A 26,158-nucleotide genomic window follows, 5' to 3' on the forward strand; every position below is an offset into this window, starting at 1 on the left:
GGGTCACACGCGGCCGCGGCACAGCTCCAGCAGCGTCATCGCGAGCGACGTGCCCGGCTTGCCCAGCGCGTCCCGGTACTGGCCGAGGATCTCCATCTCGCGGGAGAGGTTGACCCGGCGGCCCCCGGACGTCATCCGGGCCTCCTGGATGACGGTGGAGACGGCCATCCGTTCCTGGATGAGGCCGATGATCCGGTCGTCGAGGGCGTCGATGCGCGTCCGGGCGTCCGCGATCAGGGACGCGGCCTCGTCGGTGTGCGCGCCGGTCACGTCGGCGGCGGTCCTGGTGCTCGTGGTGGCGGTGCTGCTGCTCATGGCTGGTCTCCCTGAGGGGTGCGTATGGGCTCCCCGGGGCCGACCGGGCCCGGAACGCCAGAACGCCCCGGGCCTGTCGGCCCGGGGCGCCTGGAACGTTGCTTGTCAGTTGCTCAAGCAGCACGACCATGGCAGCCGGCGGGCCGGATGCCATAGGTAAAGACGAAGGTCGTGTGCTGAAGCATGCGCACAGTATGGACCCATCGGCGGGCCCGGCCCAACGCCCGGCCCGGATGGTGAGACGGCCGGGGCTCTCCCCGCGCGACGGCAGGGCTCCGCCCGCGTGAGGCCGGGGCTCTGCCCGCGCGACGAGGTACGCCCCCGGCCGCCGGTAGAATCGGAAGAACCGACCCCCTCTCCACCGCCGGAAGGCCGCCCCGTGCCAGCAGCACCCCCCGCCGCCCCCGACACCACCACCGACGTGGTCCTCGTTGTCGACTTCGGCGCGCAGTACGCCCAGCTCATCGCCCGACGAGTCCGTGAGGCCCGGGTCTACAGCGAGATCGTGCCGTCCACGATGCCGGTGGCCGAGATGCTGGCCAAGAACCCCCGGGCGATCATCCTGTCCGGCGGACCGTCCTCCGTGTATGCCGAGGGCGCGCCCTCGCTCGACCGTGCGCTGTTCGAGGCCGGGGTCCCCGTCTTCGGCATGTGCTACGGCTTCCAGCTGATGGCCACCACGCTCGGCGGCACCGTCGACGACAACGGTGCCCGTGAGTACGGCCGTACCGCGCTCGCCGTCTCCAAGGCCGGCTCGACCCTCTTCGAGGGAACGCCGACCGAGCAGTCGGTGTGGATGTCGCACGGCGACGCCTGCTCCGCCGCGCCCGAGGGCTTCACCGTGACCGCGTCCACGGACGTCGTCCCGGTCGCCGCCTTCGAGAACGACGAGAAGAAGCTCTACGGCGTCCAGTACCACCCGGAGGTCCTGCACTCCACGCACGGGCAGCAGGTCCTGGAGCACTTCCTCTACCGCGGCGCAGGCATCGAGCCGAACTGGACGACGACCAACGTCGTCGAGGAGCAGATCGCGGCGATCCGCGCCCAGGTCGGCGACAAGCGCGCCATCTGCGGCCTCTCCGGCGGCGTGGACTCCGCCGTCGCCGCGGCCCTCGTGCAGAAGGCCATCGGCTCCCAGCTGACCTGCGTGTACGTCGACCACGGTCTGATGCGCAAGGGCGAGACCGAGCAGGTCGAGAAGGACTTCGTCGCCGCGACCGGGGCGAAGCTGAAGGTCGTCGACGCGGAGAAGCGCTTCCTCGACGCCCTGGCCGGCGTGTCCGACCCGGAGCAGAAGCGGAAGATCATCGGCCGCGAGTTCATCCGCGTGTTCGAGCAGGCCCAGCTGGAGATCCTCCAGGAGGACGGGCCCGAGGTCGCCTTCCTCGTCCAGGGCACGCTCTACCCGGACGTCGTCGAGTCCGGCGGCGGCACCGGCACCGCCAACATCAAGTCGCACCACAACGTGGGCGGCCTCCCCGACGACATCGAGTTCGAGCTCGTCGAGCCGCTGCGCCAGCTGTTCAAGGACGAGGTCCGGATGGTCGGCCAGGAACTCGGCCTGCCGGAGGAGATCGTCCAGCGCCAGCCCTTCCCCGGCCCCGGCCTCGGCATCCGGATCGTCGGCGAGGTCACCAAGGAGCGGCTCGACCTGCTCCGCGAGGCCGACGCCATCGCCCGCGAGGAGCTGACCAGGGCCGGTCTCGACCGCGACATCTGGCAGTGCCCGGTGGTCCTGCTCGCGGACGTCCGCAGCGTCGGCGTCCAGGGCGACGGCCGCACCTACGGTCACCCGATCGTGCTGCGCCCGGTCTCCTCCGAGGACGCCATGACGGCGGACTGGTCGCGCCTGCCGTACGAGACCCTCGCCAAGATCTCCACCCGCATCACCAACGAGGTCGCCGACGTGAACCGCGTCGTGCTCGACGTCACGAGCAAGCCCCCGGGCACCATCGAGTGGGAGTAGGACTGCCCGCCACAGGCCGGTACCGATGCCGTCGTCCGTTCCGGGCGACGGCATCGTCGTATCTCTGGTCACCTGCGGCGACCGGCGGTAACTTCCGATCCCGTACGCCTGATCCCGTACGCCCGGGAGCACCCGAGGAGTCGCCATGCCCGAGCCCACACCCGTACCCGTGGACCAGCTCCACTTCGCCATGCCGCCCGTCCACACCTCCGTGGAGGAGGAGCGAGCCCACCGCAAGGAACGCCTGGCGGGGGCGCTGCGCCTGTTCGGTGAGTACGGGTACGAGGACGGCGTCTCCGGACACATCACGGCCAGGGACCCGGAGTTCGGCGACTGCTACTGGGTCAACCCCTTCGGTGCCCCCTTCGACGGGCTGCGGCCCGACGAGCTGATCCTCGTCAACGGTGAGGGCCAGGTCGTCGAGGGGAGCCGGCATGTCAACCAGGCGGCGTTCGCCGTCCACGCGCAGGTGCACCGGGCCCGCCCGGACGTCGTCGCCGTCGCACACACCCACTCCGTGCACGGCCGGGCGCTGGCCGCGCTGGGGGAGCTCGTCGAGCCGATCACCCAGGAGTCCTGCGCCTTCTACGAGGACCACGCGCTCTACGACGCGTACACCGGGGTCGTCGTGGACGAGGACGAGGGCCGCCGGATCGCGGCCGCGCTCGGGCCCCGCAAGGCCATCGTGCTGCGCAACCACGGGCTGCTGACCGTGGGCGACTCGGTGGACGCGGCTGCTTGGTGGTTCCTCGCGCTGGAGCGGTCCTGCCAGGTCCAGCTGGCCGCGCGGGCGGCCGGGAAGCCCGTGCTGATCGAGCACCGGGACGCGGTCACCACCCGCGAACAGCTCGGCAGCGACCTGGTCGCCTGGATCAACTACCAGCCGCTGTGGAGCCGGATCTCTCGAACGTTCTGACGACCGGGCCCGTCCGGTGTGCCCCGATGCGGGAACCTCCCGCCTCGTACGGCACAATTCGCAGCAATCACAGCCGAGTTGGGTTGATCAACGGCTGTACCGGGGCGGGAAGGGGCGGAGTTCTCCGTGGCGTTGGACGAGGCGAGACAGGGCACGCACGGCGGTGGCTGCACGTGCGGCGACTGCCCGCACGGAGCACGCCAGGGGCACCGCCGCGCGGTGGCCGCCTTCCTGGCCAAGCGCGACGAACTCGCGGCGGGTCAGGGGCTGCCCACCGGGGTCGCCCAGTCGGCCTCCGCGACCCGGCAGTGGGTCTCGGACGAGCTGACCCAGTCCGCGCAGGCCGTCGCCGACCGCGGCCGGGAAGCCGGAGACGCCTGGCTGTACCGGGTGTGGCAGCGCACCCTGGTCATCGTCTGGGGCGCCGTCGCCGTACTGGCCGTCGCCGAGGCCGCCACCGCCATCGGGGCCGGCTGGACCCACGCCCGTACCGCCGGCCTGATCGCCGGACTCGTCACCGCCGGACTGCTCACCGCGGCCGCCCACGTCCACCGGGCACGCGGCGGCCTCCTCGCCCCCCTGATCGGCGAGGACAACCGGCTCTCCACCTCCCGCGCGGTCGCCGCGTCCTGGGTGCTCCTCGCCGTCTTCTCCGTCCTCGTCCTCGCCCTCCAGCTGGCGGGCGCCTCCGGCCACGCCGAGCGCGACGCGCTGATCGAGGGCCTGGACCTGGCGCGCGGCGCCGGTGTGGTGACCGTGCTGGCCCTGGTGTGCGCCATCGCGGTGGTCGTGCGGCGGGTGGTGAGCCTGCGGGTGCTGTCCGGGCGGCTGCAGAAGCTGCGGGCGGACCGGCCGCGCGCCGCCGACCTGCTCACCGACGACTCGGGGCGCGGCGCCTTCACCGATGTGAGCTACGTGCTCGTGTCCACCGTCGCCGTGGTGTTCGCCGCGGTCCGCCTCGCCCGCCGGCCCGAGCAGCTGCCCGACCTGCCGTGGGGGCTGGCCCTCCTGGTGGCCGTCTCGGCGGCGGTGTACTTCGCCGGGAAGTACACGGAGGGCGGCCGGCCCGTGGTGCTGTCGGTGGTCCGGGCCCGCGAGGCAGGCGACCTGGACGCGCCCATCCGTACCGGCGACGACATCGAGATCCGCGGCGCGGGATTCGTGCCGCCCGGCGCCGGGGCCCCGGACCGGCTCGCCCGCATGGTCGTGCGGATCGGCCCCGTCCACGTACACGTCCCGATGGTGCCGGTCGCCGGTGGCTTCGCCAACCCCACCGACACCGTGCTGACCGTGCCGGTGCCGGTGGAGGTGGAGCCCGGAGTGGTCGAGGTGCAGGTCGTGACCGCGTCCGGCGCGGAGTCCAACCGGGTCGCGATCGACGTGACGGACTGAGACGACGCGGGAATCCCCGCCGGACACCTGGTGAGCCGGGCGTGCGGGGCGTACGTATGGTCTGGTGACGGATCGAACGGTCCGGCGAGGGTCGAACGGCCCTGTTGACGGACCCGGCGGTTCGGCGGCAGGCCGCGGAAGGCGGGAGAGTCATGCACGGGTACGGCACGAACGGGCGCGGTCTGGGCGAGGCCAGGAGCCTGGGGGACCTGGCACGGGAGAACGCCCTGCTGCCCCTGCGCATCTTCCTCGGGGTCACCTTCATCTACGCCGCGCTCGACAAACTGACCGACAGCGCCTTCTTCCACGCCACCGGACCGGGGTCGATCGGCGAGCAGATGACGGCCGTCCGCGACTCCGCCGCGATCCCGGCGCTCGTGGACCTCGCGCTGAAGAGCCCGTCCGGCTTCGGATACGCCATCGCCTTCGGCGAGCTCGCCGTCGGCATCGGCACGCTGCTGGGCCTGTGGACACGGATCGCGGCACTCGGCGGGGCGCTGATCTCGCTCAGCCTGTGGCTGACCGTCAGCTGGCAGGTCTCGCCGTACTACCTCGGCAACGACCTGATCTACCTCATGGCCTGGCTGCCGCTGCTGCTCGGCGGAGCGGCGACGCTCTCCGTGGACGCCTTCCTCGCGACGCGGCGGCGACGGATCCGGTAGGCCACCCAGGTCACCGTGGCGGCCAGCCACAGACCGCCCGCGAAGACCGCGACGAAGAAGGCCCACGGGGCCTCCCACGTGCCCGCCGCGTCGGCCGCGTAACCGCCCGCCAGCGTCAGCATCACCAGACCCGCGACACCCCGCCCGGGCCGGAACTCACGACTTGGCACGGATGACCTCCACCTGTCCGAGGCCCACTTCCAGATCGAGCTCGACCGTGCCGGACGGCTTGACGCCCGCGGCCGGCGGCAGGGTCCGGTGCTCGTTCTGCGAGGGGCGGATGTCCACATCGTTCTGGCGCCGGTCGCCCGGCAGGGTGATGTCGCCGATTCCGGCCCGCGCGTCCACCTTCACGGTGGCCGTCCCCGGTACGTGTACGACGACCCGGCCCGCGCCGACCTCCACCTCGGTCCGCACCGTGTCCCCCTCGGGCACGGTGACCCCGGTGAGATCCAGCTTCGCCTGCCCGGAACCCAGTTCGTAGCGCGGCTGCACCGCGGCGACCGACGCCGGCCGCCACTCCTCGCGCACCCAGTGCGTGGTGATGTCCTTGGGCAGCGCGGACGCTCCCGCGAGCAGACCGGCCGTCATCATCGCCATCAGGAGCGTGCCGAAACCGGTCCGGCCCACGAAGGCGCTGATCAGCATCCCGGCCCCGAAGACCGCGAGCGCGGCGGCGAGGCCGATCTGCAGGCTCGTACCGAGGGGCTGGCTGTCCCAGCTCAGGCCCGTGCCGACACCACCCGCGATCATCGCGTTGACGAAGACGGCACCACCGATGGACCGCGGCCCCCGGATCTGCCGCGACCGCTGCGGCGGCAGGAAGGGGGCGTAGGCCGTCGCCCGGGACGCACCCTGTGCCCCCTGCGTCCCGCCGTCGATCACGGTGTCCGGCGGCCCCCACAGATAGCCCGCTCCGACCGGCCCCGTGGTCCCGTCCTTGATGATCGGGTCACGCCACCAGGACGGCCCGGACGGCTTCGGCGGCGCCTTCACCTCGGGCGGCGCGTCCGACACGGCCCGGTCGGCCGCCGGATGCGTCCGCTCCTGCGGATCGGCCGTCCTGCGGTGCTGCGTCCAGACGGTGAAGCCGATGACCGCGACCGAGAGCATTGCGGAGAACGCCAGCGTGCCGCTGTTGCCCAGCATGGAAAGGAACAGCCCGCAGCCGATCAGCGCGCACAGCACCGCGATCAGCGACGACCCCTCGACCCGGCCCGACAGCAGCCGGCGCGCCTCGTTCTCCTCCTCGCCCTCCAGCGGGATCAGCAGCCATGCGAAGCCGTAGAAGATCAGCCCGAGACCACCGGTCACCGAGAGCACGCCGAGGACGATCCGGAAGATCACCGGATCGACGTTGCAGTACCGGCCGAGCCCGCCGCACACCCCCGCCACCACCTTCTGCCGCGAGCTGCGGTGCAGCTGCGGTACGGGCCCGGGGGGCGGCACGGCGCCCGGCGGCGCATCCTGGGGAACGGTCATGGCTCCATGGTGACGGGCGCCGGCCCCTTCCGGCACCCGCCCCGACCCTGGCCGGTCCCTGATATTGGCCGGGCCGGACCCTGAGACGCCCCGTCGCCCCCAGCCGGGCCCCAGGGCCGATGTGTGGCAGAGCCGATGTGTCTCAGGGTCGATGTGGGGGCCGACCCTGATGCCATCACCCGCACGGACGTGTGACGATCGGGTCATGCCAGCCGCCACGCCCCGAGCCGCAAGCTCCCTCGCCCCCGACCCGGAGGAGCAGCCCCAGCGCAAGCTGTACCGCAGCGCCGACGGACGGCTGCTCGGCGGCGTCGCACGCGGTCTCGCCGGGCACCTCGGGCTGCCGGTGGCCTGGGTGCGCTTCGTCTTCCTCGGGCTGTTCCTCGCGGACGGCCTCGGCGCGCTCCTGTACGCGGTGTTCTGGATCGTCGTCCCGCTCGGCGTCGGCGGCGTGGACGGCCCGCGCTCCCTCTTCGAGACCGCGCCCGACGGCACCCGCAGACTCCGCAAACCCGACAAGGGCCAGGTCTTCGCCCTCATCGCGCTGTTCGTCGGCGCCCTGATCTTCGTCGGCAACGTCGACATGGGCAGCAAGGCCGACCGCTACATCTGGCCCACTCTGCTGATCGGCGCCGGCTCCGMCCTCGTGTGGCGCCAGGCCGACAACGCCCGCCGCGCCCGCTGGATGGAGGCCGGCAGCCGGCGCCGGGTCCTGCACCTGGCCCGCGGCCTCGCCGGGGTCGCCCTGGTGGGCCTCGGCCTCGCCGGATTCATGGTCGTGCGCGGCTCCGCCGCCCAGCTGGGCAACGTCATCACGGCGGCCATCGCCGTGCTCACCGGCATCGCCCTGCTGGCCGGCCCCTGGCTCGTCCGCATGACCCAGGACCTCTCCGAGGAACGCCTGATGCGCATCAGGGCCCAGGAACGCGCCGAGGTCGCCGCCCACGTCCACGACTCGGTGCTGCACACCCTCACCCTGATCCAGCGCAACGCCGACGACGCGGGCGAGGTCCGCAGACTCGCCCGCGCCCAGGAACGCGAACTGCGCAACTGGCTCTACAACCCCGAAGGCACCGGCAAGGACGAGGACGACGAACCCGAGAACCTGGCCGAGGCCGTCAAACGCGCCGCGGCCGAGGTCGAGGACAAGCACGGCGTCCCGCTGGAGGTCGTCGTCGTCGGCGACTGCCCGCTCGACGAGAAGCTGACCGCACAGATGCAGGCCGCGCGCGAGGCGATGGTCAACGCCGCCAAGTACGGTGGCGAGGGCGGCGCCGTCCAGGTCTACGCGGAGGTCGAGGGCCGCACGGTCTTCGTCTCGGTCCGCGACCGGGGTCCGGGATTCGACCTGGATTCCGTACCGGGGGACAGAATGGGCGTACGAGAATCAATCATCGGCCGGATGCAGCGCAACGGCGGTACCGCACGGCTGCGTTCGGTGCCCGGTGGGGGCACGGAAGTCGAGCTGGAGATGGAGAGGACGAGCGATGAACGGGACCACTGAGGCGACCGGGGGCCACGAGGGCCCGGAGCGCCGGGTACGAGTCGTGCTCGTCGACGACCACCGGATGTTCCGCACCGGAGTACAGGCAGAGATCGGCCGCACCGAGGAGACCGGCGTCGAGGTCGTCGGCGAGGCCGCCGACGTCGACCAGGCGGTCACCGTCATCACGGCGACCCGCCCCGAGGTCGTCCTCCTCGACGTCCACCTCCCGGGCGGCGGCGGCGTCGAGGTGCTGCGCCGCTGCGCGCCCTTCATGGGCGCGGTCGAGAACCCGGTGCGCTTCCTGGCCCTGTCCGTCTCGGACGCCGCCGAGGACGTCATCGGCGTCATCCGCGGCGGCGCCCGCGGCTACGTCACCAAGACCATCACCGGCGCCGACCTGGTCGACTCCGTCTTCCGGGTCCAGGACGGCGACGCGGTCTTCTCGCCCCGGCTGGCCGGCTTCGTCCTCGACGCCTTCGCCTCGACGGACGCCCCGCCGGTCGACGAGGACCTCGACCGGCTGACGCAGCGCGAGCGCGAGGTGCTGCGGCTGATCGCCCGCGGATACGCGTACAAGGAGATCGCCAAGCAGCTGTTCATCTCGGTGAAGACGGTCGAGTCCCACGTCTCGGCGGTGCTGCGCAAGCTCCAGCTCTCCAACCGGCACGAACTGACGCGCTGGGCGACCGCCCGCCGGCTGGTCTGAGACCAGACCGGCCCCGGGGGCGGGCGCGCCTTCGCGTTCGGGCCGGGCCGGGGTCCGGGCATGTTGGCGTCGGACCGCCCCGGGGGTCAGGCGCCTTCGCGTCGGGCCGGGGTCCCGGCACGTTGGCGTCGGACCGGTCCCGGTCAGGCGCCTTCGCGTTCGGGGTCGAGCGAGATGTTCAGCTTCTCGCCGACCCTGCGGTAGCCGATGGACGCGTAGATCCGCTCCACGTCGGCGTCGCCCGGCTCCAGCCACACCACCCGGCAGCCGCGCGCGAACGCGGTCTCCGTGAGGTGGGCGGAGAGGGCGGCCCCGATGCCGCGGCGGCGGAAGTCCTCCGAGACCGCGAGCCCGGCCAGCTCGCTGAGGCCGTCGACCGGCACCGAGCAGCCGCCCGCGCCCGCAGGCGTGCCGCCGATCGTGGCGAGGGCGGCGACCCCGCCGTCCGACGCGGCGGTGCGCAGCCACTCGGCCGTACCGGCCTCGGGCTGACCCGTCCCGCCGTAGCCCAGGTGCTGGACGAGGGCAGCGGCATCGAACTCCGCGTCCGTGGCGGGCTCGGCCATCACCAGCCCGTCGACCGGCTTCGGCGGCAGCAGACCGCCGGGGGCGCAGGCCAGGAGCGGGGCGCGGTTCTCCACGGTGAACCCGGCCGCCAGCAGGGCGGGTTCGACCGCGGGCGCCCAGGTGGGCAGGAACTCCAGGCGCGGCATCCGGTCCAGCTCGCGGAAGGCCGCGATCAGGGCGTCGAGTTCGCCGGGTGCCGGTTCCGCGCCCTGGTCGGGGATCGCGTAATTGGCGTACTTGAGCGACCAGTCCGGGTTGTAGCGGATCACGAACGGTCCCACCCGGACATGGTCCGGGGAGCGGAGCGTGAGCGTACGGGCATGGGTCTGGACGTCGACGTCCATGGGCATGGGTGAGTGTCCTTCGGCCGTTCCGGATCGGAGGGCGGGAGCCTACGCGACCCGGGTCGCTCCGGCGAAGGGCATGTGGTCGATCGGGGCGATGCGGACCGGGGCGCCCGGGCGCGGGGCGTGGATCATCCGGCCGTTGCCGATGTACAGGCCGACGTGCGTGACGCCCGAGTAGAAGAACACCAGGTCCCCAGGGGCGAGTTCGGAGCGCGATACGCGCTGACCGGCGTTGATCTGCGTGTACGTGGTCCGGGGGAGGGAGACGCCCGCGGAGCGGTAGGCGGCCTGGGTCAGGCCGGAGCAGTCGAACGAGGAGGGGCCGGTGGCGCCCCAGACGTACGGCTTGCCCAGGGCCGTGTACGCGAAGGCGACCGCTTCGGCGGCGCGGGCGTTGGGTGCCCGGTCCGCGCCGCGCGGGGCGCTGCGGTCGGCGTGGGCGTCGCCGCGGCCGCCCTCCGAGGCGTCGTAGGCGGCGCGGTCGGCGGGGGAGAGGCGGGCCAGCAGCTGCCGGGCCTCGGCGAGCTTGGTGCGGACCGTCGCCTTGTGCTTCTTCAGGGCGGCCTGGCGGCTCGCGAGTTCGGTCAGTTCGCCGGCGGCCTCGGCGCGGACCTGGGCCACGTCCGCGACCTGACGCTGCACGGTGCGCACCTCGGTGGCCCGCCGCTCGCCGGCCCGCTCCACGTACGAGGCGCGCCGGAGGTACTGGTCGGGGTCCGAGGAGAGCGCCAGCTGCACGGCGGGGTCGATGCCGCCGGAGCGGTACTGCGCGGCGGCGTACGAACCCAGCGCCTCGCGTGCCGTGTTGAGCCGCTCGGTCCTGCGGGCCGCCTCGTCGCGCAGGGCGTCGACGGACTTCGCGGTGGCGGCGGCCTTCTCCTTGGCGCCGTTGTACTGCTCGGTGGCGGCCTCCGCCTCCCGGTACAGCCGGTCGACCTGGGCCTTCACCTGGGCGGGCGTGGGCGCCGGATCGGCGTGCGCGGATCCCGGCAACGCGGCGGCGGTCGCGGCCCCGGCGAAGGCGAGCGTCGCCGCTGTGCGGGCAGCAGAGCCGGTGTACGGGCGCTGCTTGGGTTTCCGGTGCGCTGCCACGAGGGCGGGCGTCCTTCCTTTCGACGGCCCGCCGGGGACTACCGACGGGCCCGCCCGGCCCGGCGGCGGGCTGCCAACAGGGGGAGCGGCCCGCCGCCGGAACCTCGGCGGGGTGACCGGGAACGCCACCCGGGTACGGATCGGCGCTGTGCCGGTCACCTGGCAGGGACGCTAAACCCGGGACACGGGAAAGAGTTGTAATGACGCTTATTGTGTGAATTTGGCGTTGCGTTGTCGCCGGATGATCGGAAAAATTACATCAGAGCCAGGCAATTGGTGCATCTCGCGGTCAAGTGGCTACTCAGGCTCACCTGGCTGCGGAGTGCTGATATGGCCGGGGCTAGGCTGCGGAGCCATGCGCGTACTCATCGATGTCTTCGTCGCCCTGCACATCATCGGCATCGCCTCCCTGCTGGGCGGTTTCCTCACCCAGATGAAGGCGATGGGGGCGGGCACGGCACGGTTCGTCCCGGCCATGCTGCACGGAGCGCTGACCATGCTGGTCACCGGAATCGCGCTGGTCGGCCTCGACCAGGCCGACGACCATCCCGTGAACAACGTCAAGATCGGCATCAAGCTGCTGATCCTGGTCGTGATCCTCGCTCTCGTCTACGTCAAGCGCGACGAGGAGAAGGTCGACAAGGGCCTCTTCGCGGCGGTCGGCGGACTCACGATCGTCAACATCTTCATCGCCACGCTCTGGACCTGAGCCTCCGGCGCGGCCCGGCGGGGGCCTCTTGGCGCGGACCGCGCGGGCCGGCCTCATGGCGCGGAGGGGCCGGGCGGTTGCGTTGGGCCGGCCGGGCGGGCGGTCTTATGGCGCGGATGGGCTGGGCGGTCGCGTTGCGCCGGGCGGTCTTATGGCGCGGACGGCTGAGCGGTTGCGTTGCGCCCGGCGGTCCTATGGCGCGGTGCCCCAGTCGACCTGCCGGCCTTCCCGCCGCAACGCCTCCTCGACGCCGGCCCAGTCCTCGACCCACTCGCCCACGCACTCCCGCGTCATCGCCGGGTCGGCCGCCACGAGGATGTCCACCCCGGCCGCCCCGGCCCGCTCCTCGGGTGTCGCCGCCAGGTCGGCCAGCCGGTCGACGCGGAGGTAGGACCCCGCGTCGGAGCCCGCCGTGATCCGCCCGACCACCCCGTACCGGGCACGCTGCTCGGCCGCCGCCACATCGCCGCGGTCGACGGTGGCCGTCACCGCGATCCGGTGCGGACCGGCCCCGTCGGGCGCCCCGGCGCCGAGGCCGAAGCGGTCCTGCGCCGCGGTCAGCCGCTCGCGCCCCGTCTCCGCGGCCGACGCGCGCAGCCCGTGGACGTGCAGCGTCTGCTCCTGGGGGCTCCACGACATGATCCGCTCGACGTCCCGGTCCTGGATCACGTCCTCCTCGGCGGCCGTCGCGCCGCCCTCGCGGTCCAGCGCCCGGGCCAGTGCCCGAGCCGCCTCGGAGGGTCCGACCGCACCGTCCGGGCCCTGGTCGATGAGCATCGCCACTCCGGAGAACAGGGCCCTGAGCCCGAGCGCCGCCGCCGCGACGACCCCGTCCGGCCGGAGTTCCGGATCGAGCTCGGGGAGCACGCTCAGCCGGCGGTGCATGGCGGCTGCCGCGCTCTCGTCCGGCGGCGCGGTGTCCCACAGCAGCTCCAGGGCGGCCACGCAGCTGTCCTGGTCCTCCGGGCGCCCCTCGTCGGCGAGATACCGCAGGAGCACTCCCGCGGTGCGCTCGGCGCAGGCCGCCGAGAACAGCCTTGCCTGGGCGAAGGTCCCGAGGAAGGCCATGCCCCGGACGCTCTCCAAGATCTTCACGGTCGCTCGCTCCTGCTCGTGCTCGTCCTGTGTACGGGATGCCCGTCCGGTGCCGGACACCTTCCGCACGGTACCCGGCGCCGGCCCGGTCACGGCCACCAGAACGTCTTGTACTTCCGTCCGCCCCGCCCGGTCACATTGCCGCTGACCACACCCTCGGAGCCCTTGATGAGCGGTCCGCAGATGTCCTGGCAGACCTCGCGCGACGCCCCGCCCGCGATGGGCTTGCCGCCCAGCTTGTCGATCTCCAGCAAGGCGTTCTGCTCGGCGTGCGTGGCGCCCTGGACGTTGACGCGGACCGGGACGTCACCGCGTTTGGCGATGGCGCTCAGCTGCGCCGGGGACAGGCCCTGGCCGCTGCTGGAGACCACGTTGCGCTCCACCCACTGCCCCGGCTTGCCGGGTACGGGGAAGCGCGCCCGGACGACGGAGGTGGTGTTCGTCTTCTCGGCCCACTCGACCGCCTTCTCGATCTCCTCCGGGCTCTTGCCCTTCGCCTTCGCCTCGCGCCGCACCTCGTCCAGGAAGACGTCCTGGTAGTCGCGGGCCGCCTGGGCGTTCTCCTCGGCGAGCTTCTTCAGCTCGGCGGGGGTCCGCTTCTTCGGGCCGCAGTCGTTGTTGTGGACCAGGACGTTGCCCCGGCCGACCGCCACGTAATAGGTGTGCGTGGTGTCGACCGTCAGGTCGTGGGTGCGCTGAAGCCGTGTGTAACGGCTGACCGACGTGACGGCGAGAGCGCCGCCGTCGGAGAGCCGCAGCGCGTCGCCCACGGTGATCCGGCCCGCGTCGGCCCAGCGTCCCTCGTTCGCCAGCCAGAACGGGTGTGTGTCCGTGGCGGTCAGGGTGGCCGTGCGGCCGTTCTGCTCCACCGTGAGCCGGGTGAAGTGCTTGTCGCCCTCGGTGGTGATGGTGTCCGTCACCGTGCGGGCCGCGCTCCGGCCGGCCGCCGGGTCGGTGGCCAGGACCCGGTCTCCGGCCCGGATGTCCTCGATGGCGCGGCGGGTGCCGTCGGCGAGGAGGACGGGGGTGCCAGCGAGGAAGCTGTGATTGACCGGGCAGTCCGGCTTCTTCTCCTCGGGTTCGTCCTTCTTCGGTGGGTTCTTCTTCTCCCCGTCGACCTTCTTGCCGGCGTTCTCCAACGCCTTCTCGGCGTCCTTGACCTTCTTCCGGCTCTTGATGAGGCCCTTCAGGCCGTCGTAGAGGTCACCGCCGTGCTTCTTCAAGCTCTTGATGAGCTTGTAGGCCTTCTTCCACTTCCAGGGCGCCCCATACTTGGCCCCCAGCTTCCCGACCGCACCGCCGACCAGGCTCAGGAGGACGTTGATCAGCGTCTCGGTGCAGGCGCCCATGTCACCCTTGGTGACACAGTCCAGCGCGTCGGTGATGCCCAGCTCGTCGGCGAGGATCTTCGCGAGTTCCTTCGCGGCCTCGATTGCCTTGTCCGAGTTGGACTTCTCCTCCGTCCTCGCGTCCTGGAGGTCCTTCAGCGCCTTGTCGTACTCGATCTGGGCGGGAGTCTTCGGGGAACCGTCCCCGTTCCTGTCCGAGGCCGGATCGTCCTGGCCGGTGCCGGACGTGTCCGAACCGCCCTGCGCCTCGGCGCCGCCGTCGCTCCCGCAGTTCCCGCCGCCGCCGATCCGGCAGACCTGGACCCCGATCTTCTCCGTCAGGTCCGCGCCGATCCCCGTGGCGACCAGCGCGCCGATGATCGCCACGACCACCAGCGTCAGACCCAGGTACTCCAGCGCCCCCTGGCCCCGGTCGCGCCGCCTGCGCAGCCCCAGCACACGTGCTTGTGTGCGCGGCACACGGTGCCGCACCCGGCGCCGTAACTCCCCCATGCGTGGCATGAGACGACGCTAACGGGCCCACGGGGGGCGCGTCTTGGGCCCGTGGACCCAAAGCGCGCCCTCGCGTGGCAGTCCCGACGGGCCCGTCAGCCCGGCCGCACGCTCCCGTAGATCGGCATGTAGTAGATCGACTCCTCGCGCACGTTCGCCCCCGGCTTCGGTGCGTGGATCATCATGCCGTCGCCCTTGTAGATGCCGACGTGGCTGATGTCGTCGTAGAAGAACACCAGGTCCCCGGGCTGAAGATCCTCCGTGGCTATCCGGGTGCCGATGTTCACCTGGTCCCAGGTGGTCCGCGGAATGTCGACACCGGCCGCCTTCCAGGCCGCCTGGGTGAGACCCGAGCAGTCGTACGAGGCCGGGCCGGTCGCCCCCCAGACGTACGGCTTGCCGAGCTGCGCCCTGGCGAAGGCCATGACCTTCTCGGCCTTGGACGAGGCGTCGGTGTCCGAACCCGAGCCTGTCCCGGTTCCGGTTCCGGTGTCCGTCCCCGTACCGCCGCCGGCCTCCTTGGCGGCCTCCTCGGCCGCCGCGGCCTTGCGGTCGGCCTCGGCCTTCGCGGCGGCCTGCTTCTTCGCCAGCTCCGCCGCCCTGCGCTTGGCCTCCGCCTCCTTCTTGCGCTCCAGCTCGGCCAGGCGCGCCTTCTCCTCGGCGGTCAGCTTCGACAGCAGGCCGCGGGCCTCGGACAGCTTCGTCTGGACGTTCTGCTTGCTGGTGCGCAGCGTCGCCTGGGACTCGGTGAGCGTCTCCAGGCTCGCCACCGCCTCGGCCCGCTGCTTGGACGCCTTCGCCTGCTGGGTGCGGAAGTCCGACACCGCCTGCGTCTGGCGCTCGGTCATCCGGTCCATGAGGTGGGTCTGGTCGAAGAACGACTGCGGGTCGTCGGCCAGGAAGAAGGTGGCGGTCGGGGCGAGGGTGCCGCCGCGGTACTGGGCGGCGGCGTACGTGCCGAGCGTCCTGCGGGCCTCGTTGAGCTTCTCGGTGCGCTGGGCGACGTCGTCGAGGAGGGTGTCCACCTTGGAGCGCTGCGCGGTGGTCGCTTCCTTCGCCTGGTTGTACTGCTGGGTCGCGGTGCCCGCCTGCCGGTAGAGGTCGTCGACCTTCTTCTGCACGTCCTCGATGCTGGGCTTGGGAGCCGGGGCGGCGAGTGCGCTCTGCGTGGACAGCAGGGTCACCGAGGCCAGGGCGGCCGTCGTGATCCCGACGGCCGGGCCGGTATTGCGCACGCGGGTGCGCGGTTTGCGATGCGACGCCAAGGCCGGCATCTCCTTCCGTGGACCGCCTACCGGGTTAGCTGTCGGGTTCGGGCGGAACGGAAGGCTGCCCTACGGTCCTGGTGGGGGATGCGGACCGATTCACCCCGGTGATGCGTGTGGGTCCCCGGTTCCGGACTCCCGTGACGGGCAGCCCGGATTCGGCGTGGACGCCCGCTCGGCGTGGATCGCCTCTGGGGGTACGGGCCGCCCGAACGAGCACGCTAGCCAACTCATGGTGCCGCTGTGAAGGTTGATGTTCGATATGCCCGATACATTTTCGTGACCTCAGCGGATCGGGGTGCTGCGGGGCAGGTGGAGCCCGGGGTCGCTCCACACAGCGGTGCTCCCTGCTCGCTCTGTGTGTCCGGCCGGGGGTGCGTGGTTGGTCACTCGGGCCCGGACTGTCAGTGCGCACGCCTAGACTCGGGAGGCGATGAGCAGCCTCTTTGACGACAGTTTCCTGGCCGGCCTCCAGCACACGGAGGAAGGGCCCCCGCCGCCCCCCGAGGACTCCGCACCCGAAGCGGTGCCGGAGGGCCTTTTCGCGGGCGTTTTCGACGGGCCCCCGCCGCCCCGCGAGGCGTACTACCGCGACGGGGCCCACCGCCCGGTCATCGACGCGGCCGCGCTGCTGGACGGGCTGAACACCGAGCAGCGCGCAGCCGTGGTGCACGCCGGATCCCCGCTGCTCATCGTCGCCGGAGCCGGTTCGGGCAAGACCCGCGTACTGACGCACCGCATCGCCCATCTGCTGGCCGAGCGCGGTGTGCACCCCGGCCAGATCCTGGCGATCACCTTCACCAACAAGGCCGCCGGTGAGATGAAGGAGCGCGTCGAGCAGCTCGTCGGACCGCGGGCCAACGCCATGTGGGTCATGACCTTCCACAGCGCGTGCGTACGGATCCTGCGCCGCGAGTCGAAGCGGCTCGGCTTCACGTCCTCGTTCTCGATCTACGACGCCGCCGACTCCAAGCGCCTCATGGCCCTGGTCTGCCGCGACCTCGACCTCGACCCGAAGCGCTACCCGCCGAAGTCGTTCACGGCGAAGGTCTCGAACCTGAAGAACGAGCTGATCGACGAGGAGACCTTCGCCGGACAGGCGGCCGACGGCTTCGAGAAGACGCTCGCCCAGGCCTACGCGCTCTACCAGTCCCGGCTGCGCGAGGCGAACGCGCTGGACTTCGACGACATCATCATGACGACGGTGCACCTGCTCCAGGCGTTCCCCGACGTCGCCGAGCACTACCGCCGCCGCTTCCGCCACGTCCTCGTCGACGAGTACCAGGACACCAACCACGCCCAGTACACGCTCGTACGGGAACTGGTCGGCCCGACCGGGCCCGAGGACGCCCCCGGCGAGCTGTGCGTCGTGGGTGACGCGGACCAGTCGATCTACGCCTTCCGCGGCGCGACCATCCGCAACATCCTCCAGTTCGAGGAGGACTACCCGGACGCGACGACGATCATGCTGGAGCAGAACTACCGCTCCACGCAGACGATCCTGTCGGCGGCCAACGCGGTCATCGAGCGCAACGAGAGCCGCCGCCCGAAGAACCTCTGGACGAACGCGGGCGCCGGCACCCGGATCACCGGCTACGTCGCCGACACCGAGCACGACGAGGCTCAGTTCGTCGCCGACGAGATCGACCGGCTGACCGACGCGGGCGACGCCAAGGCCGGCGACGTGGCGATCTTCTACCGGACGAACGCGCAGTCACGTGTCTTCGAGGAGATCTTCATCCGCGTCGGCCTGCCCTACAAGGTGGTCGGCGGCGTGCGCTTCTACGAGCGCAAGGAGGTCAGGGACGTCCTGGCCTACCTCCGGGTCCTCTCCAACCCCGAGGACACCGTCCCGCTGCGCCGCATCCTGAACGTGCCCAAGCGGGGCATCGGCGACCGGGCCGAGGCGATGATCGACGCCCTGTCGATGCGCGAGAAGATCTCGTTCCCGCAGGCACTGCGCCGTGTCGACGAGGCGTACGGCATGGCCGCCCGCTCGTCGAACGCGGTGAAGCGGTTCAACACGCTGATGGAGGAGCTCCGCACGATCGTGGAGTCCGGCGCGGGACCGGCGGTCGTGGTGGAGGCCGTCATGGAGCGGACCGGCTATCTCGCCGAGCTTCAGGCGTCCACCGACCCGCAGGACGAGACCCGGATCGAGAACCTCCAGGAACTCGCCTCCGTCGCCCTCGAGTTCGAGCAGGAGCGGGCCGAGGACGAAGGCGCGGGCACGCTGGCCGAGTTCCTGGAGAAGGTCGCGCTCGTCGCCGACGCCGACCAGATCCCCGACGAGGACGAGGACGGCTCCGGTGTCGTCACCCTGATGACGCTGCACACCGCCAAGGGCCTCGAATTCCCGGTGGTCTTCCTGACCGGCATGGAGGACGGCGTCTTCCCGCACATGCGGGCGCTCGGCCAGGTCAAGGAGCTGGAGGAGGAGCGCCGGCTGGCGTACGTCGGCATCACGCGCGCCCGTGAGCGGCTCTACCTCACGCGTGCGGCGATGCGCAGCGCCTGGGGCCAGCCCGCGTACAACCCGCCGTCGCGGTTCCTGGAGGAGATCCCGGACCAGCACCTGGAGTGGAAGCGCAAGGGCCCCATGGCGGCACCCGCCGGGCCGACGTCGGGCATCACCTCGTCGCTCTCCGCGTCCCGGGCGCGGTCCGGCCCCTCGGGCTTCGCGACCCGGCGGACCTCGGACAAGCCGACGATCACGCTGGTGGCCGGTGACCGGGTCACCCACGACCAGTTCGGTCTGGGCACGGTGACGGCGGTCGAGGGCATCGGGGACCAGGCGAAGGCCACGGTCGACTTCGGGGACGAGCGGCCGAAGAAGCTGCTGCTGCGGTACGCCCCGGTCGAGAAGCTGTAGGGCCCGCTCGGACGCCTCGGCGGGCGGCTGCGGGCCGCCCGCCGGTCAGTTCGGGTTGACGTTGTGGCTGCGGAGCCACGGCAGCGGGTCGATGGCCGCGCCGCCGCCGGGCCGGACCTCGAAGTGCAGGTGCGGGCCGGTCGAGTTGCCGGAGTCGCCGGAGTGCGCGATGACGTCACCGGCCTTGACGTAGCCCGAGCGGATCCGGGTGCTGCTGAGGTGGCAGTACCAGGTCTCGGTGCCGTCGGCCGCGGTGACGATGGCCATGTTCCCGTAGGCGGTGTTGAACTGCGTGCGCACGGTGCCATCGGTCGCCGCCATCACCGGGGTGCCGTAGTCGACGGGGAAGTCGATACCGGTGTGCACGGACATCCAGTTGACGCCGGCCTGGCCGAAGTACGCGCTGAGCTGGTGGTCCTTGACCGGCATGACGAACTTCGGGCGCAGCGCCTCCTTGCGGGCGGCCTCGTCCGCGCGCCTCTTCTTCTCGGCGGCCTGCCGCGCCTTCAGGTCGATGCGCTCCTGGGTGCGGCTGGCACGGTCGGCGAAGTTCTCCGCGTCGGCGCTGAGGTTGGCCAGCTGGGTGTCCAGCTCGTTGTTCGCCGCGACGGGCTTGACCGTGCCGGGGTCGGCGGCGGCCATCGTCGTGGTCTCGTCCTTCTTCTCCTCGCCGCCGCCCATCCCGCCCACGGAGGCCGCGGCGATGCCCGCCACGCTCATCACACAGGCGGACGGAACGGCGACGGTGAGGAGTGCGGAACGCTTCGCGGGGGAGCGCCTGCGGCTCCGGCTTCCGCCACCACTGCGGGTGACGGGGCGGCCTGCGGGGCGGTGACCGGAGGCYGGGGCGGCGTCCGGGGCGGTGTCGGGTGTGGCGGCGGAATCGTGGTCGCGGGTGTGCTCGCGAGCCTGGTCGTCCGGCTCGGAAGCGGTGCCGTCGGTGGCCGCTGCGCCGAGGTCCGTCTCCGCGAGGCTGAACTCGGCGGTCCGGTAAGGCTCGTACGGGTCGTACGGTTCATAGGACGCCTGCGGCTCCCGGGACGCCTGCGCCTCGGAGGAGGCCTGCGGGGCGTAGGGCGTCTCATAGGAGCTCTGATGCTCTTGTGCCTCTTGTGCCTCGTACGTCTCGTCGGTCGCGTACGGATACTGGGCCGTTTGTTCGGCTGAGGCGGGGGATGCCGTGGGGTGCGAGGATTGCGCGGTCTGCTGTGTGTACTCGGGCGTGGCGCCGGTGTTCCAGGCGGTGGCGTCGTAGGCGCCGGTGTCGTACGCCGTCGGGCCCGCGACGGTCCACTGGCCGGTCTGCTGGCCGGTCTGCTGCCAGGTGGTGGTGTCCCACTGGCCGGAAGTGTCCGGGATGCCGTGCTGGGCCGGGACGGTGTGGCCGTAGCCTCCGTCCACCGGGATCCAGGTCGCGCCGGTGTCGTACTGCGGGCCGGGGTCGTACGCGTGTCGCTGGGGCTCCTGATGGGCCTGGGGCTGCGCGGTGTAGGCCGTGTAGTCGGCGGAATGGCCGTACTCGGCCGTCGGGTGCGCGCCCGTGTCCCACGGGGAGGCGTCGTACGTGCCGCTGTGGTCGGCCGTGGTGCTGCCGTACGGGGCGGTGTAGCCGGTCGTGGTGTCGTACGAGCCGTCGTAGTTGCCGGGAAGGGAGCCGAAGAGCGGGTCGCTGTCGAAGCCGCCCGTGGAGTGGCCGTCGTATCCGGCGTACCCGGCGTGGGGGTGCTGGTCGTTCACCAACGTCTCTCTCGCCTCGGCAGCAGGACCAGTGGGTCCGGGGTCCGGTGGGGGACTCCGGGGAAAGCAGTGGCCGCGACTGTACCCGGCGGTATGCGACGCCGACAATCTTCGACGGCCTCCGGCGGCTCAGGAAACGGGCAATCGGCCGTCTTTCGACGGGCTGCTCACACAGCCTTGGCTCTATGTTCGAAACCCGTTCTATTTGTGGCAGGGGTGGAGCGTTGACGGAAGGGCGCGCGGTTGCCGGATTCCGGCAGATTGGGCCGTCCTCAGGCCACGGAGGCGGCGCCCGCGGGTCCCTGGGCCGACACGTGGGCGTCGAGCGCCTGACGGATGCCGGCGGCCACGGCGGGGTGCACGGGCAGGGCGAGGTGGCCGACGCCGGTGACGCGCACGTTGACCACGTCCAGGTCCGGGTGGTCGATGCAGGCGGCCTCGACCGGGACGATCACCTGGTCCAGCTCGCTCCAGAAGCTGACGAACCGGGTGCGGCAGCCCGGCGCGGGGAGCCGCAGCTCCTCGATGGGCGCCGCGCCGCTGCGCATCTGGCGCACGATGGGGTGGGCGCCGGCCAGCGGGGCGACGGCGGTGCCGCCGTGCGGTGTGCCGAGGGTGACCAGGGTGCGGACCCGGCCGTCGCCGCCCAGCCGCTGGACGTAGTAGCGCGCTATCAGGCCGCCCAGGCTGTGGCCGACGATGTCGACCTCGCGGTGGCCGGTGCGGGCGCAGATCTCCTCGATGTGCCGGCCGAGCAGTTCGGCAGCCGTACGGATGTCGCAGGTCAGCGGGGAGTAGTTGAGTGACTCCAGGTGGTGCCAGCCGTGCCGGGCGAGCGAGCGGCGCAGCAGGACGAAGACCGAACGGTTGTCGATGAAGCCGTGCAGGAGCACGACGGGCGGCCGGTCGGGATGCCCGGTGGGCAGCGCGGTGGTCCCCGCGGGAGCGGGGGCGGAAACGGAGGCGGATGCGGAGGCTGGTGCGGGGTGGCCTGTCGTTCCGGTTGTTGTTGTTCCGGTGGTCGTTCCCGTTTCCGTTTCCGTTCCGGTCGCGGGGTGCCGCTCGCCGGTGATGCCGGTGGGATACAGGAGGGCGTGGCCCGCGAGCACGACCAGTTCGAGCGCCGTGGCCCTCAGCAGGGCCGCGGACAGCCGGGTGGACGGCATCCGGACGGAGGGCAGCCAGGTGGTTCCCGTGCACAGCCGGCGCAGCAGCAGGGGAAGAAGGGGCAGGAACGAGGCTTGCGCGGTCCTGGGGGTAGGCGGGGTCCTCATGGTCGACCTCCTGCTCCGGCACCGGGGAGAAGCGGCTCGCTGCCCCGTCTGCCCTCATGGGGGCGCCATCGCGGAGGTCCGGGCCGGCCGGTCGCCGTCCGGGACGCGCCGCCCGCCGTGTCCCCTGGGTCACCATCGGTGACCGGCGGGCGGGCGGGTGGTGAGCCGTACCACCGTGCCGTGCGGCTGACGGCGCGGTGGTACGACGACCTCGTTGCGGCTCCCCCGGCGGCCGGTCCCGCACGGCAGGAGTGCCGTGTGCTGCGGGAGCGGTGCCCGGTGAACGTGTCCCACGTGTGATTTCCCCCTCCCCGCCCACCGCGAAACTGCGGCTTGCGGGATGCTGGGGATAACGTTCGTTCACATTCCCCGGCCTTCAGGCACGGGAGACGCATGTGGAGGCAGTGATGGGTGTGACCGGTCCGATCCGTGTGGTGGTGGCCAAGCCGGGCCTCGACGGCCATGACCGCGGAGCCAAGGTGATCGCGCGGGCGCTGCGCGACGCCGGTATGGAGGTCATCTACACGGGGCTCCACCAGACGCCCGAGCAGATCGTGGACACCGCGATCCAGGAGGACGCGGACGCCATCGGCCTCTCGATCCTCTCCGGCGCGCACAACACGCTCTTCGCGAAGGTGATCGAACTGCTGAAGGAGCGCGACGCGGCCGACATCAAGGTCTTCGGCGGCGGCATCATCCCGGAGGCGGACATCGCTCCGCTGAAGGAGCAGGGCGTCGCGGAGATCTTCACGCCGGGCGCGACGACGGTCGCGATCGTCGAGTGGGTCAACGCGAACGTCCGCCAGCCGGCGGAGGCCTAGTCAGGGCCTGGCCTCTGGTCGTCCGGATCCTGCCGGGCTCGCCAGGGCCCGCGCGCGGCCGAGGCCCGGGACGCGACCCACGGCCACGGTCCGGGGCCAGAGCAACGGCTGCGGTCCGGGGCCAGAGCAACGGCTGCGGTCCGGGACCAGACCCGCGGCTGCGGTGCCGTGCGATGTGGTGCCGTCCGGCTTCGTCCGCATGCATGCTGCGGGCGCCCGGTCGGGACGCGGTGCCCCGGGCCGGGCACCGCGCGTCCGGCCCGCCGGCCGCGTCCGCCGCGCCCTGTCTCAGCGGGCCGGTATCAGCTCCCGGTCCATCGCCGCGCGCAGCCGCAACGTGGAGACCAGCCGCTGGAACGCCTCCGACCAGTAGCCGTTCGCACCCGGTGAGGCGTCCGCGGGTTCGTCGGGCGTCGTGGTCAGCACCTCCAGCCGGTCCGCCTCGGACGGGTTCAGGCAGCGTTCGGCGAGGCCCATCACCCCGCTGAAGCTCCAGGGGTAACTGCCCGCGTCCCGGGCGATGTCGAGGGCGTCCACCACGGAACGCCCCAGCGGCTCCGCCCACGGCGTCGGGCAGACCCCCAGCAGCTGGAACGCCTCCGACAGGCCGTGGGCCGCGATGAACCCGGCCACCCAGTCGGCCCGTTCGGCGGTGGGGAGAACGGCCAGCAGCTTCGAACGCTCGGCGAGCGACGCCGTACCGGGGCCGTTCGACGGTGGTGTGGAGGGGGCGCCGAGCAGCGCCCGCGCCCACTCCGCGTCCCGTTGCCGCACCGCCGCCCGGCACCAGGCCGCGTGCAGTTCCTCGCCCCAGCCGTCGGCCACGGGCAGCGCGACGATCTCCCGCGCACCACGGCCGCCGAACCGCGCCGGCCAGACGGACAGTGGGGACGACTCCACCAACTGGCCCAGCCACCAGGACCGTTCGCCCCGCCCGGACGGCGGGAGCGCCACCACCCCGTCCCGTTGCATCGCCGCGTCGCATTCGTGGGGGGCCTCCACGGCCACGGACGGCCCGGTGCCGGTGAGTCCCGGGCTCACGCAGGACAGGGCCCGCGCCGCCATCCGGTGGGCCAGCGCCGATCCGGGCAGTGCGGACAGCAACTCGGCGGCCGTGGCGCGCACGTTGCGGCTGCGGTCGGCGAGGGCCTGCTCCAGGAACTCCTCATCGGCCCCGGACAGCCCGGTGCGCAGCGAGTCGATGAACATCAGCCGGTCCTCGGCCCGTTCGGTGGACCAGGTGGTGGCCAGCAGCGTGAGGGCGGCAGCCGCCTCATGTGCCCGTACGGCGGACAGCAGGGCGACGCGTTCGGCGAACAGGCCTTCCTCCCACAGGCGGCGTACCGCCTCGAGGTCCGTCACCTCGGGGAGCAGCGCGCTGCCGGACGCGCCGCGCAGCGCGAACTTCCAGTCGGGGTTCAGCCCGGCCAGCCACAGCCCGCGCGGCCCGGCGAACGTCAGGGCCTGGGGCCGCAGGTCCGTACGCGCCCGGGCCGCGTCCAGCAGGGGCGGCAGCGCGGCATCCGGTGCCCGGTAGCCGTGCAGGTTGGCGGTGGCGAGCCACTGCGGGATCAGTTCCGTCAGGTCAGGCGCCGCGCCGCGCCGGCCACCCGAGCCGCCCGGCGCCGCCCGGTCCGCGAGCAGCTGGGCCAGCCGGCTCCGGGCCGCCTCCGGCAGCGCCGGCCGTGGGTCGGCGGGCGCGGGAGCGGGCCTGGGGGCGGCGGGCGCGGGCAGCAGACCCGCCCGGCGGCGCACGGTGTGCAGCGCCGCGGCGTCCAGCAGTGCGGCCGCGGCGGCGTCGGGGCCGGAGGCAGCCCCGGGCGGACGTCGGTCCGTGCCGAGCAGCGCCGAGGTGACCAGCTCCTCCCACGGCAAGGACACCGGCCCCCCGGCGGGTGCGTCGGACAGTGGTGCGTCGGACGGTGGTGCGTCGGACGGTGAACCGGTCGGGGTCACAGGCCCGGTCGTGGGCGCGGTCGTGGGTTTGGGCCCGGTCGTGGGCGTGGGCGGGGTGGTGCGGGGCATCGCTCCTCCTCCAGGGTCAGATGAGCGGCACGGTCTCGGCGGCGGTGACGGAGGCGACGGCGGCGTCCGGCCGGTTGCGCGACGACGGAGCCGCCGATGTGGCACCGCCGCCACCTCCCTCGCGTCCGCCCTCACTGCCGGGGGACCACGCCGCGAGCGGGTCGAAGCCGCGGTGGCCGCACTCTCCGAAGACGGTGACCGGGCCACCGCCGGAGAGCGCGACGAGCTTCCACAGCCCCGGACGGGACAGCGCGGCAGCGGCGACGGGCAGGGCGTCATCGCCCTCCGCGTCCACCAGTTGCCAGCCGTCCGAGGACGGCACGGGTATGACATCGCGCAGCGTCACCGGCCAGGACTCCAGCCACGGGTCGTCGCCCAGCGCCCTGCCGTACGCGGCGATCGCCTCGCTGACCTTGACGCCCGGGGGCGGCGGCCCGGTCGGCGCGGGCGGGCCGAACTGCTCGCCCAGCTCCGCCCGCAGCTGTCCGGACCCCGGAAAGTGCGTGACCCCGGCGTCGAACGTGACGCCCACCGGCAGGGCCAGCGCGGGGGAGCGGCCGGCGGCCCCGAAGGACAGCAGCAGCGCGAAACGGCCCGAGTCCCTGCCGTACAGCCAGATGCGACGCGTGACGATCTTGCCCTCGGGCGTGTCGTACTGCGCGAGGGCCAGCCAGTGGTCACGGACCGGAGGCCCCTCCGCGGCGGCCGTCAGACCCACGCGGGTACGGACCGTCGCCGCCAGCGGCCGCGGCAGCCGGTCGATGCTTAGCCACGCCGTGTCCAGCAGATGGAGCAGCGCGCACTCCTCCAGCAGCCGCACCGGCCACCCGGGGCCGGAGGCCGGGATCGCCCCCAGCTCCCGGACCCGGCCCGCCAGACCTGGCGCCTGTGCGTCGACCATGCGGGCGGCGGTCTCCTCCCACAGCCCGTAGCCCGCCTGCTCGGCCGCGGCCAGCCCGCCGCGCAGCAGGTCGGTCAGGCGTTGCTCCAGCTCCTGGGCACCGCCACCGATCCGCTCCGCCCTGCGCTCGGCGCGGCGCCGGGCGGCCTCCGGATCGGCCGGTCCGCCGCCCGGTGCCTCTTCCTCGGCCCGGACGCGGGCACGACGGCCGGTCAGCCATGTGTCCGCCCACTCCGGCGGTTCGCCGGCGGGGACCGCCGGTCCGCCGGACGCCAGGAGCAGCAGCAGGCCCAGCGCGTGCTTGCACGGGAACTTCCGGCTGGGGCAACTGCACTTGTACGCCGGGCCCGTGGTGTCGATCACCGTCCGGTAGGGCGTGCTCCCGCTGCCCCGGCACAGCCCCCACACCGCGCCCGGACCATCCCTTCCGGTGTCCGACCACGGACCGGCCGAACCCAGCTTGTTCCCCGCCTTGCGCGAGGCGTCGTCAGGAGCCAGGGCCAGGACCTGCTCCACCGTCCAGCGCGCCGCCGGAGCAGCGGCGCCCAAGGGTTCTCCCCCGTCAGTCAGCAGCATGGGAACGACGTTAGGCCGCACCACTGACAAGCGGCCCTGACCTGCGGGAAGTCCGATTGTCAGTGCCATGGTGCACCGTGGGAACCACACCAGGCCGACCGATCTGGAGGG

20 protein-coding genes and 1 riboswitch are annotated in these 26,158 nt (G+C 72.4%); of the genes, 9 read left to right on the top strand and 11 right to left on the bottom strand.

Annotation, left to right across the window (positions count from 1 at the left end; all coding sequences use genetic code 11):
• Positions 1–3: 3 nt before the first annotated feature.
• The gene (locus EAO72_RS30295; RefSeq protein WP_148020282.1) at positions 4–315 is read right to left on the bottom strand and encodes a chorismate mutase; all 312 of its coding nucleotides are present in this window, start codon (positions 313–315) and stop codon (positions 4–6) included.
• A gap of 379 nt (positions 316–694) precedes the next feature.
• On the opposite strand from EAO72_RS30295, the gene guaA reads away from it, so the two are divergent.
• From guaA to EAO72_RS30315, 4 genes are all read left to right on the top strand, one after another.
• Positions 695–2,281 (top strand): glutamine-hydrolyzing GMP synthase, encoded by a 1,587-nt coding sequence (gene guaA / locus EAO72_RS30300; RefSeq protein WP_148020283.1) that lies wholly within the window; start codon positions 695–697, stop codon positions 2,279–2,281.
• Between the two features lie 145 nt (positions 2,282–2,426).
• Positions 2,427–3,197, top strand: a complete 771-nt coding sequence (locus EAO72_RS30305) for a class II aldolase/adducin family protein (protein WP_148020284.1) — start codon at positions 2,427–2,429, stop codon at positions 3,195–3,197.
• 126 nt (positions 3,198–3,323) lie between these two features.
• Positions 3,324–4,589, top strand: a complete 1,266-nt coding sequence (locus EAO72_RS30310; RefSeq protein WP_187285279.1) for a hypothetical protein — start codon at positions 3,324–3,326, stop codon at positions 4,587–4,589.
• A 152-nt stretch (positions 4,590–4,741) separates the two neighbouring features.
• On the top strand, positions 4,742–5,251 hold the full coding sequence (locus EAO72_RS30315; RefSeq protein ID WP_148020285.1) for a DoxX family protein: 510 nt from the start codon (positions 4,742–4,744) through the stop codon (positions 5,249–5,251).
• A gap of 156 nt (positions 5,252–5,407) precedes the next feature.
• Here EAO72_RS30315 and EAO72_RS30325 read toward each other — a convergent pair whose 3' ends face one another.
• Positions 5,408–6,733, bottom strand: coding sequence for a PspC domain-containing protein (locus tag EAO72_RS30325; RefSeq protein WP_148020287.1), 1,326 nt, complete (start codon positions 6,731–6,733; stop codon positions 5,408–5,410).
• A 205-nt stretch (positions 6,734–6,938) separates the two neighbouring features.
• Here EAO72_RS30325 and EAO72_RS30330 point away from each other — a divergent pair, with 205 nt between their 5' ends.
• Entirely contained in the window at positions 6,939–8,237 is a 1,299-nt protein-coding gene (locus EAO72_RS30330; RefSeq protein WP_148020288.1) for an ATP-binding protein, read from the top strand.
• Positions 8,221–8,925 (top strand): LuxR C-terminal-related transcriptional regulator, encoded by a 705-nt coding sequence (locus EAO72_RS30335; protein ID WP_136327611.1) that lies wholly within the window; start codon positions 8,221–8,223, stop codon positions 8,923–8,925. Before EAO72_RS30330 ends, EAO72_RS30335 begins: the two co-directional genes overlap by 17 nt.
• A 143-nt stretch (positions 8,926–9,068) precedes the next feature.
• Here EAO72_RS30335 and EAO72_RS30340 read toward each other — a convergent pair whose 3' ends face one another.
• Positions 9,069–9,842 (bottom strand): GNAT family N-acetyltransferase, encoded by a 774-nt coding sequence (locus EAO72_RS30340; protein ID WP_148020289.1) that lies wholly within the window; start codon positions 9,840–9,842, stop codon positions 9,069–9,071.
• Between the two features lie 42 nt (positions 9,843–9,884).
• Complete coding sequence (locus tag EAO72_RS30345) at positions 9,885–10,931, bottom strand: C40 family peptidase (protein WP_148020290.1); 1,047 nt, start codon at positions 10,929–10,931, stop codon at positions 9,885–9,887.
• A gap of 355 nt (positions 10,932–11,286) precedes the next feature.
• On the opposite strand from EAO72_RS30345, the gene EAO72_RS30350 reads away from it, so the two are divergent.
• The gene (locus tag EAO72_RS30350) at positions 11,287–11,640 is read left to right on the top strand and encodes a hypothetical protein (RefSeq protein WP_148020291.1); all 354 of its coding nucleotides are present in this window, start codon (positions 11,287–11,289) and stop codon (positions 11,638–11,640) included.
• 192 nt (positions 11,641–11,832) lie between these two features.
• Here EAO72_RS30350 and EAO72_RS30355 read toward each other — a convergent pair whose 3' ends face one another.
• The 3 genes from EAO72_RS30355 to EAO72_RS30365 all read right to left on the bottom strand — a co-directional run bounded on the left by EAO72_RS30355 (position 11,833) and on the right by EAO72_RS30365 (position 15,850).
• Complete coding sequence (locus EAO72_RS30355) at positions 11,833–12,795, bottom strand: hypothetical protein (protein WP_148020292.1); 963 nt, start codon at positions 12,793–12,795, stop codon at positions 11,833–11,835.
• A 29-nt stretch (positions 12,796–12,824) separates the two neighbouring features.
• Complete coding sequence (locus EAO72_RS30360; protein ID WP_148020293.1) at positions 12,825–14,585, bottom strand: polymorphic toxin-type HINT domain-containing protein; 1,761 nt, start codon at positions 14,583–14,585, stop codon at positions 12,825–12,827.
• 86 nt (positions 14,586–14,671) lie between these two features.
• Positions 14,672–15,850, bottom strand: a complete 1,179-nt coding sequence (locus EAO72_RS30365; RefSeq protein ID WP_187285280.1) for a C40 family peptidase — start codon at positions 15,848–15,850, stop codon at positions 14,672–14,674.
• Positions 15,849–16,015, bottom strand: a riboswitch (cyclic di-AMP (ydaO/yuaA leader). Its footprint overlaps the gene before it by 2 nt.
• Before the next feature lie 259 nt (positions 16,016–16,274).
• On the opposite strand from EAO72_RS30365, the gene pcrA reads away from it, so the two are divergent.
• Positions 16,275–18,713 (top strand): DNA helicase PcrA, encoded by a 2,439-nt coding sequence (pcrA, locus tag EAO72_RS30370; RefSeq protein WP_148020295.1) that lies wholly within the window; start codon positions 16,275–16,277, stop codon positions 18,711–18,713.
• A gap of 45 nt (positions 18,714–18,758) precedes the next feature.
• Here the strand turns inward: pcrA and EAO72_RS30375 are convergent, their stop codons facing one another.
• Together EAO72_RS30375 and EAO72_RS30380 are read right to left on the bottom strand one after the other, a co-directional pair.
• On the bottom strand, positions 18,759–20,450 hold the full coding sequence (locus tag EAO72_RS30375) for a M23 family metallopeptidase (protein WP_148020296.1): 1,692 nt from the start codon (positions 20,448–20,450) through the stop codon (positions 18,759–18,761).
• Between the two features lie 272 nt (positions 20,451–20,722).
• A complete protein-coding gene (locus EAO72_RS30380; RefSeq protein WP_148020297.1) occupies positions 20,723–21,724 on the bottom strand; it encodes an esterase/lipase family protein in 1,002 nt (333 codons plus the stop codon).
• A 407-nt stretch (positions 21,725–22,131) separates the two neighbouring features.
• Between EAO72_RS30380 and EAO72_RS30385 the strand changes: the two genes are divergently transcribed.
• Positions 22,132–22,545, top strand: coding sequence for a cobalamin B12-binding domain-containing protein (locus EAO72_RS30385; protein WP_148020298.1), 414 nt, complete (start codon positions 22,132–22,134; stop codon positions 22,543–22,545).
• A gap of 288 nt (positions 22,546–22,833) precedes the next feature.
• Here the strand turns inward: EAO72_RS30385 and EAO72_RS30390 are convergent, their stop codons facing one another.
• Entirely contained in the window at positions 22,834–24,570 is a 1,737-nt protein-coding gene (locus EAO72_RS30390; RefSeq protein WP_148020299.1) for a DUF5691 domain-containing protein, read from the bottom strand.
• A 16-nt stretch (positions 24,571–24,586) separates the two neighbouring features.
• Entirely contained in the window at positions 24,587–26,047 is a 1,461-nt protein-coding gene (locus EAO72_RS30395) for an SWIM zinc finger family protein (RefSeq protein WP_187285281.1), read from the bottom strand.
• Positions 26,048–26,158: the final 111 nt, after the last annotated feature.

It is taken from the genome of Streptomyces sp. OR43 (assembly GCF_008042275.1).
Lineage (GTDB): Bacteria > Actinomycetota > Actinomycetes > Streptomycetales > Streptomycetaceae > Streptomyces.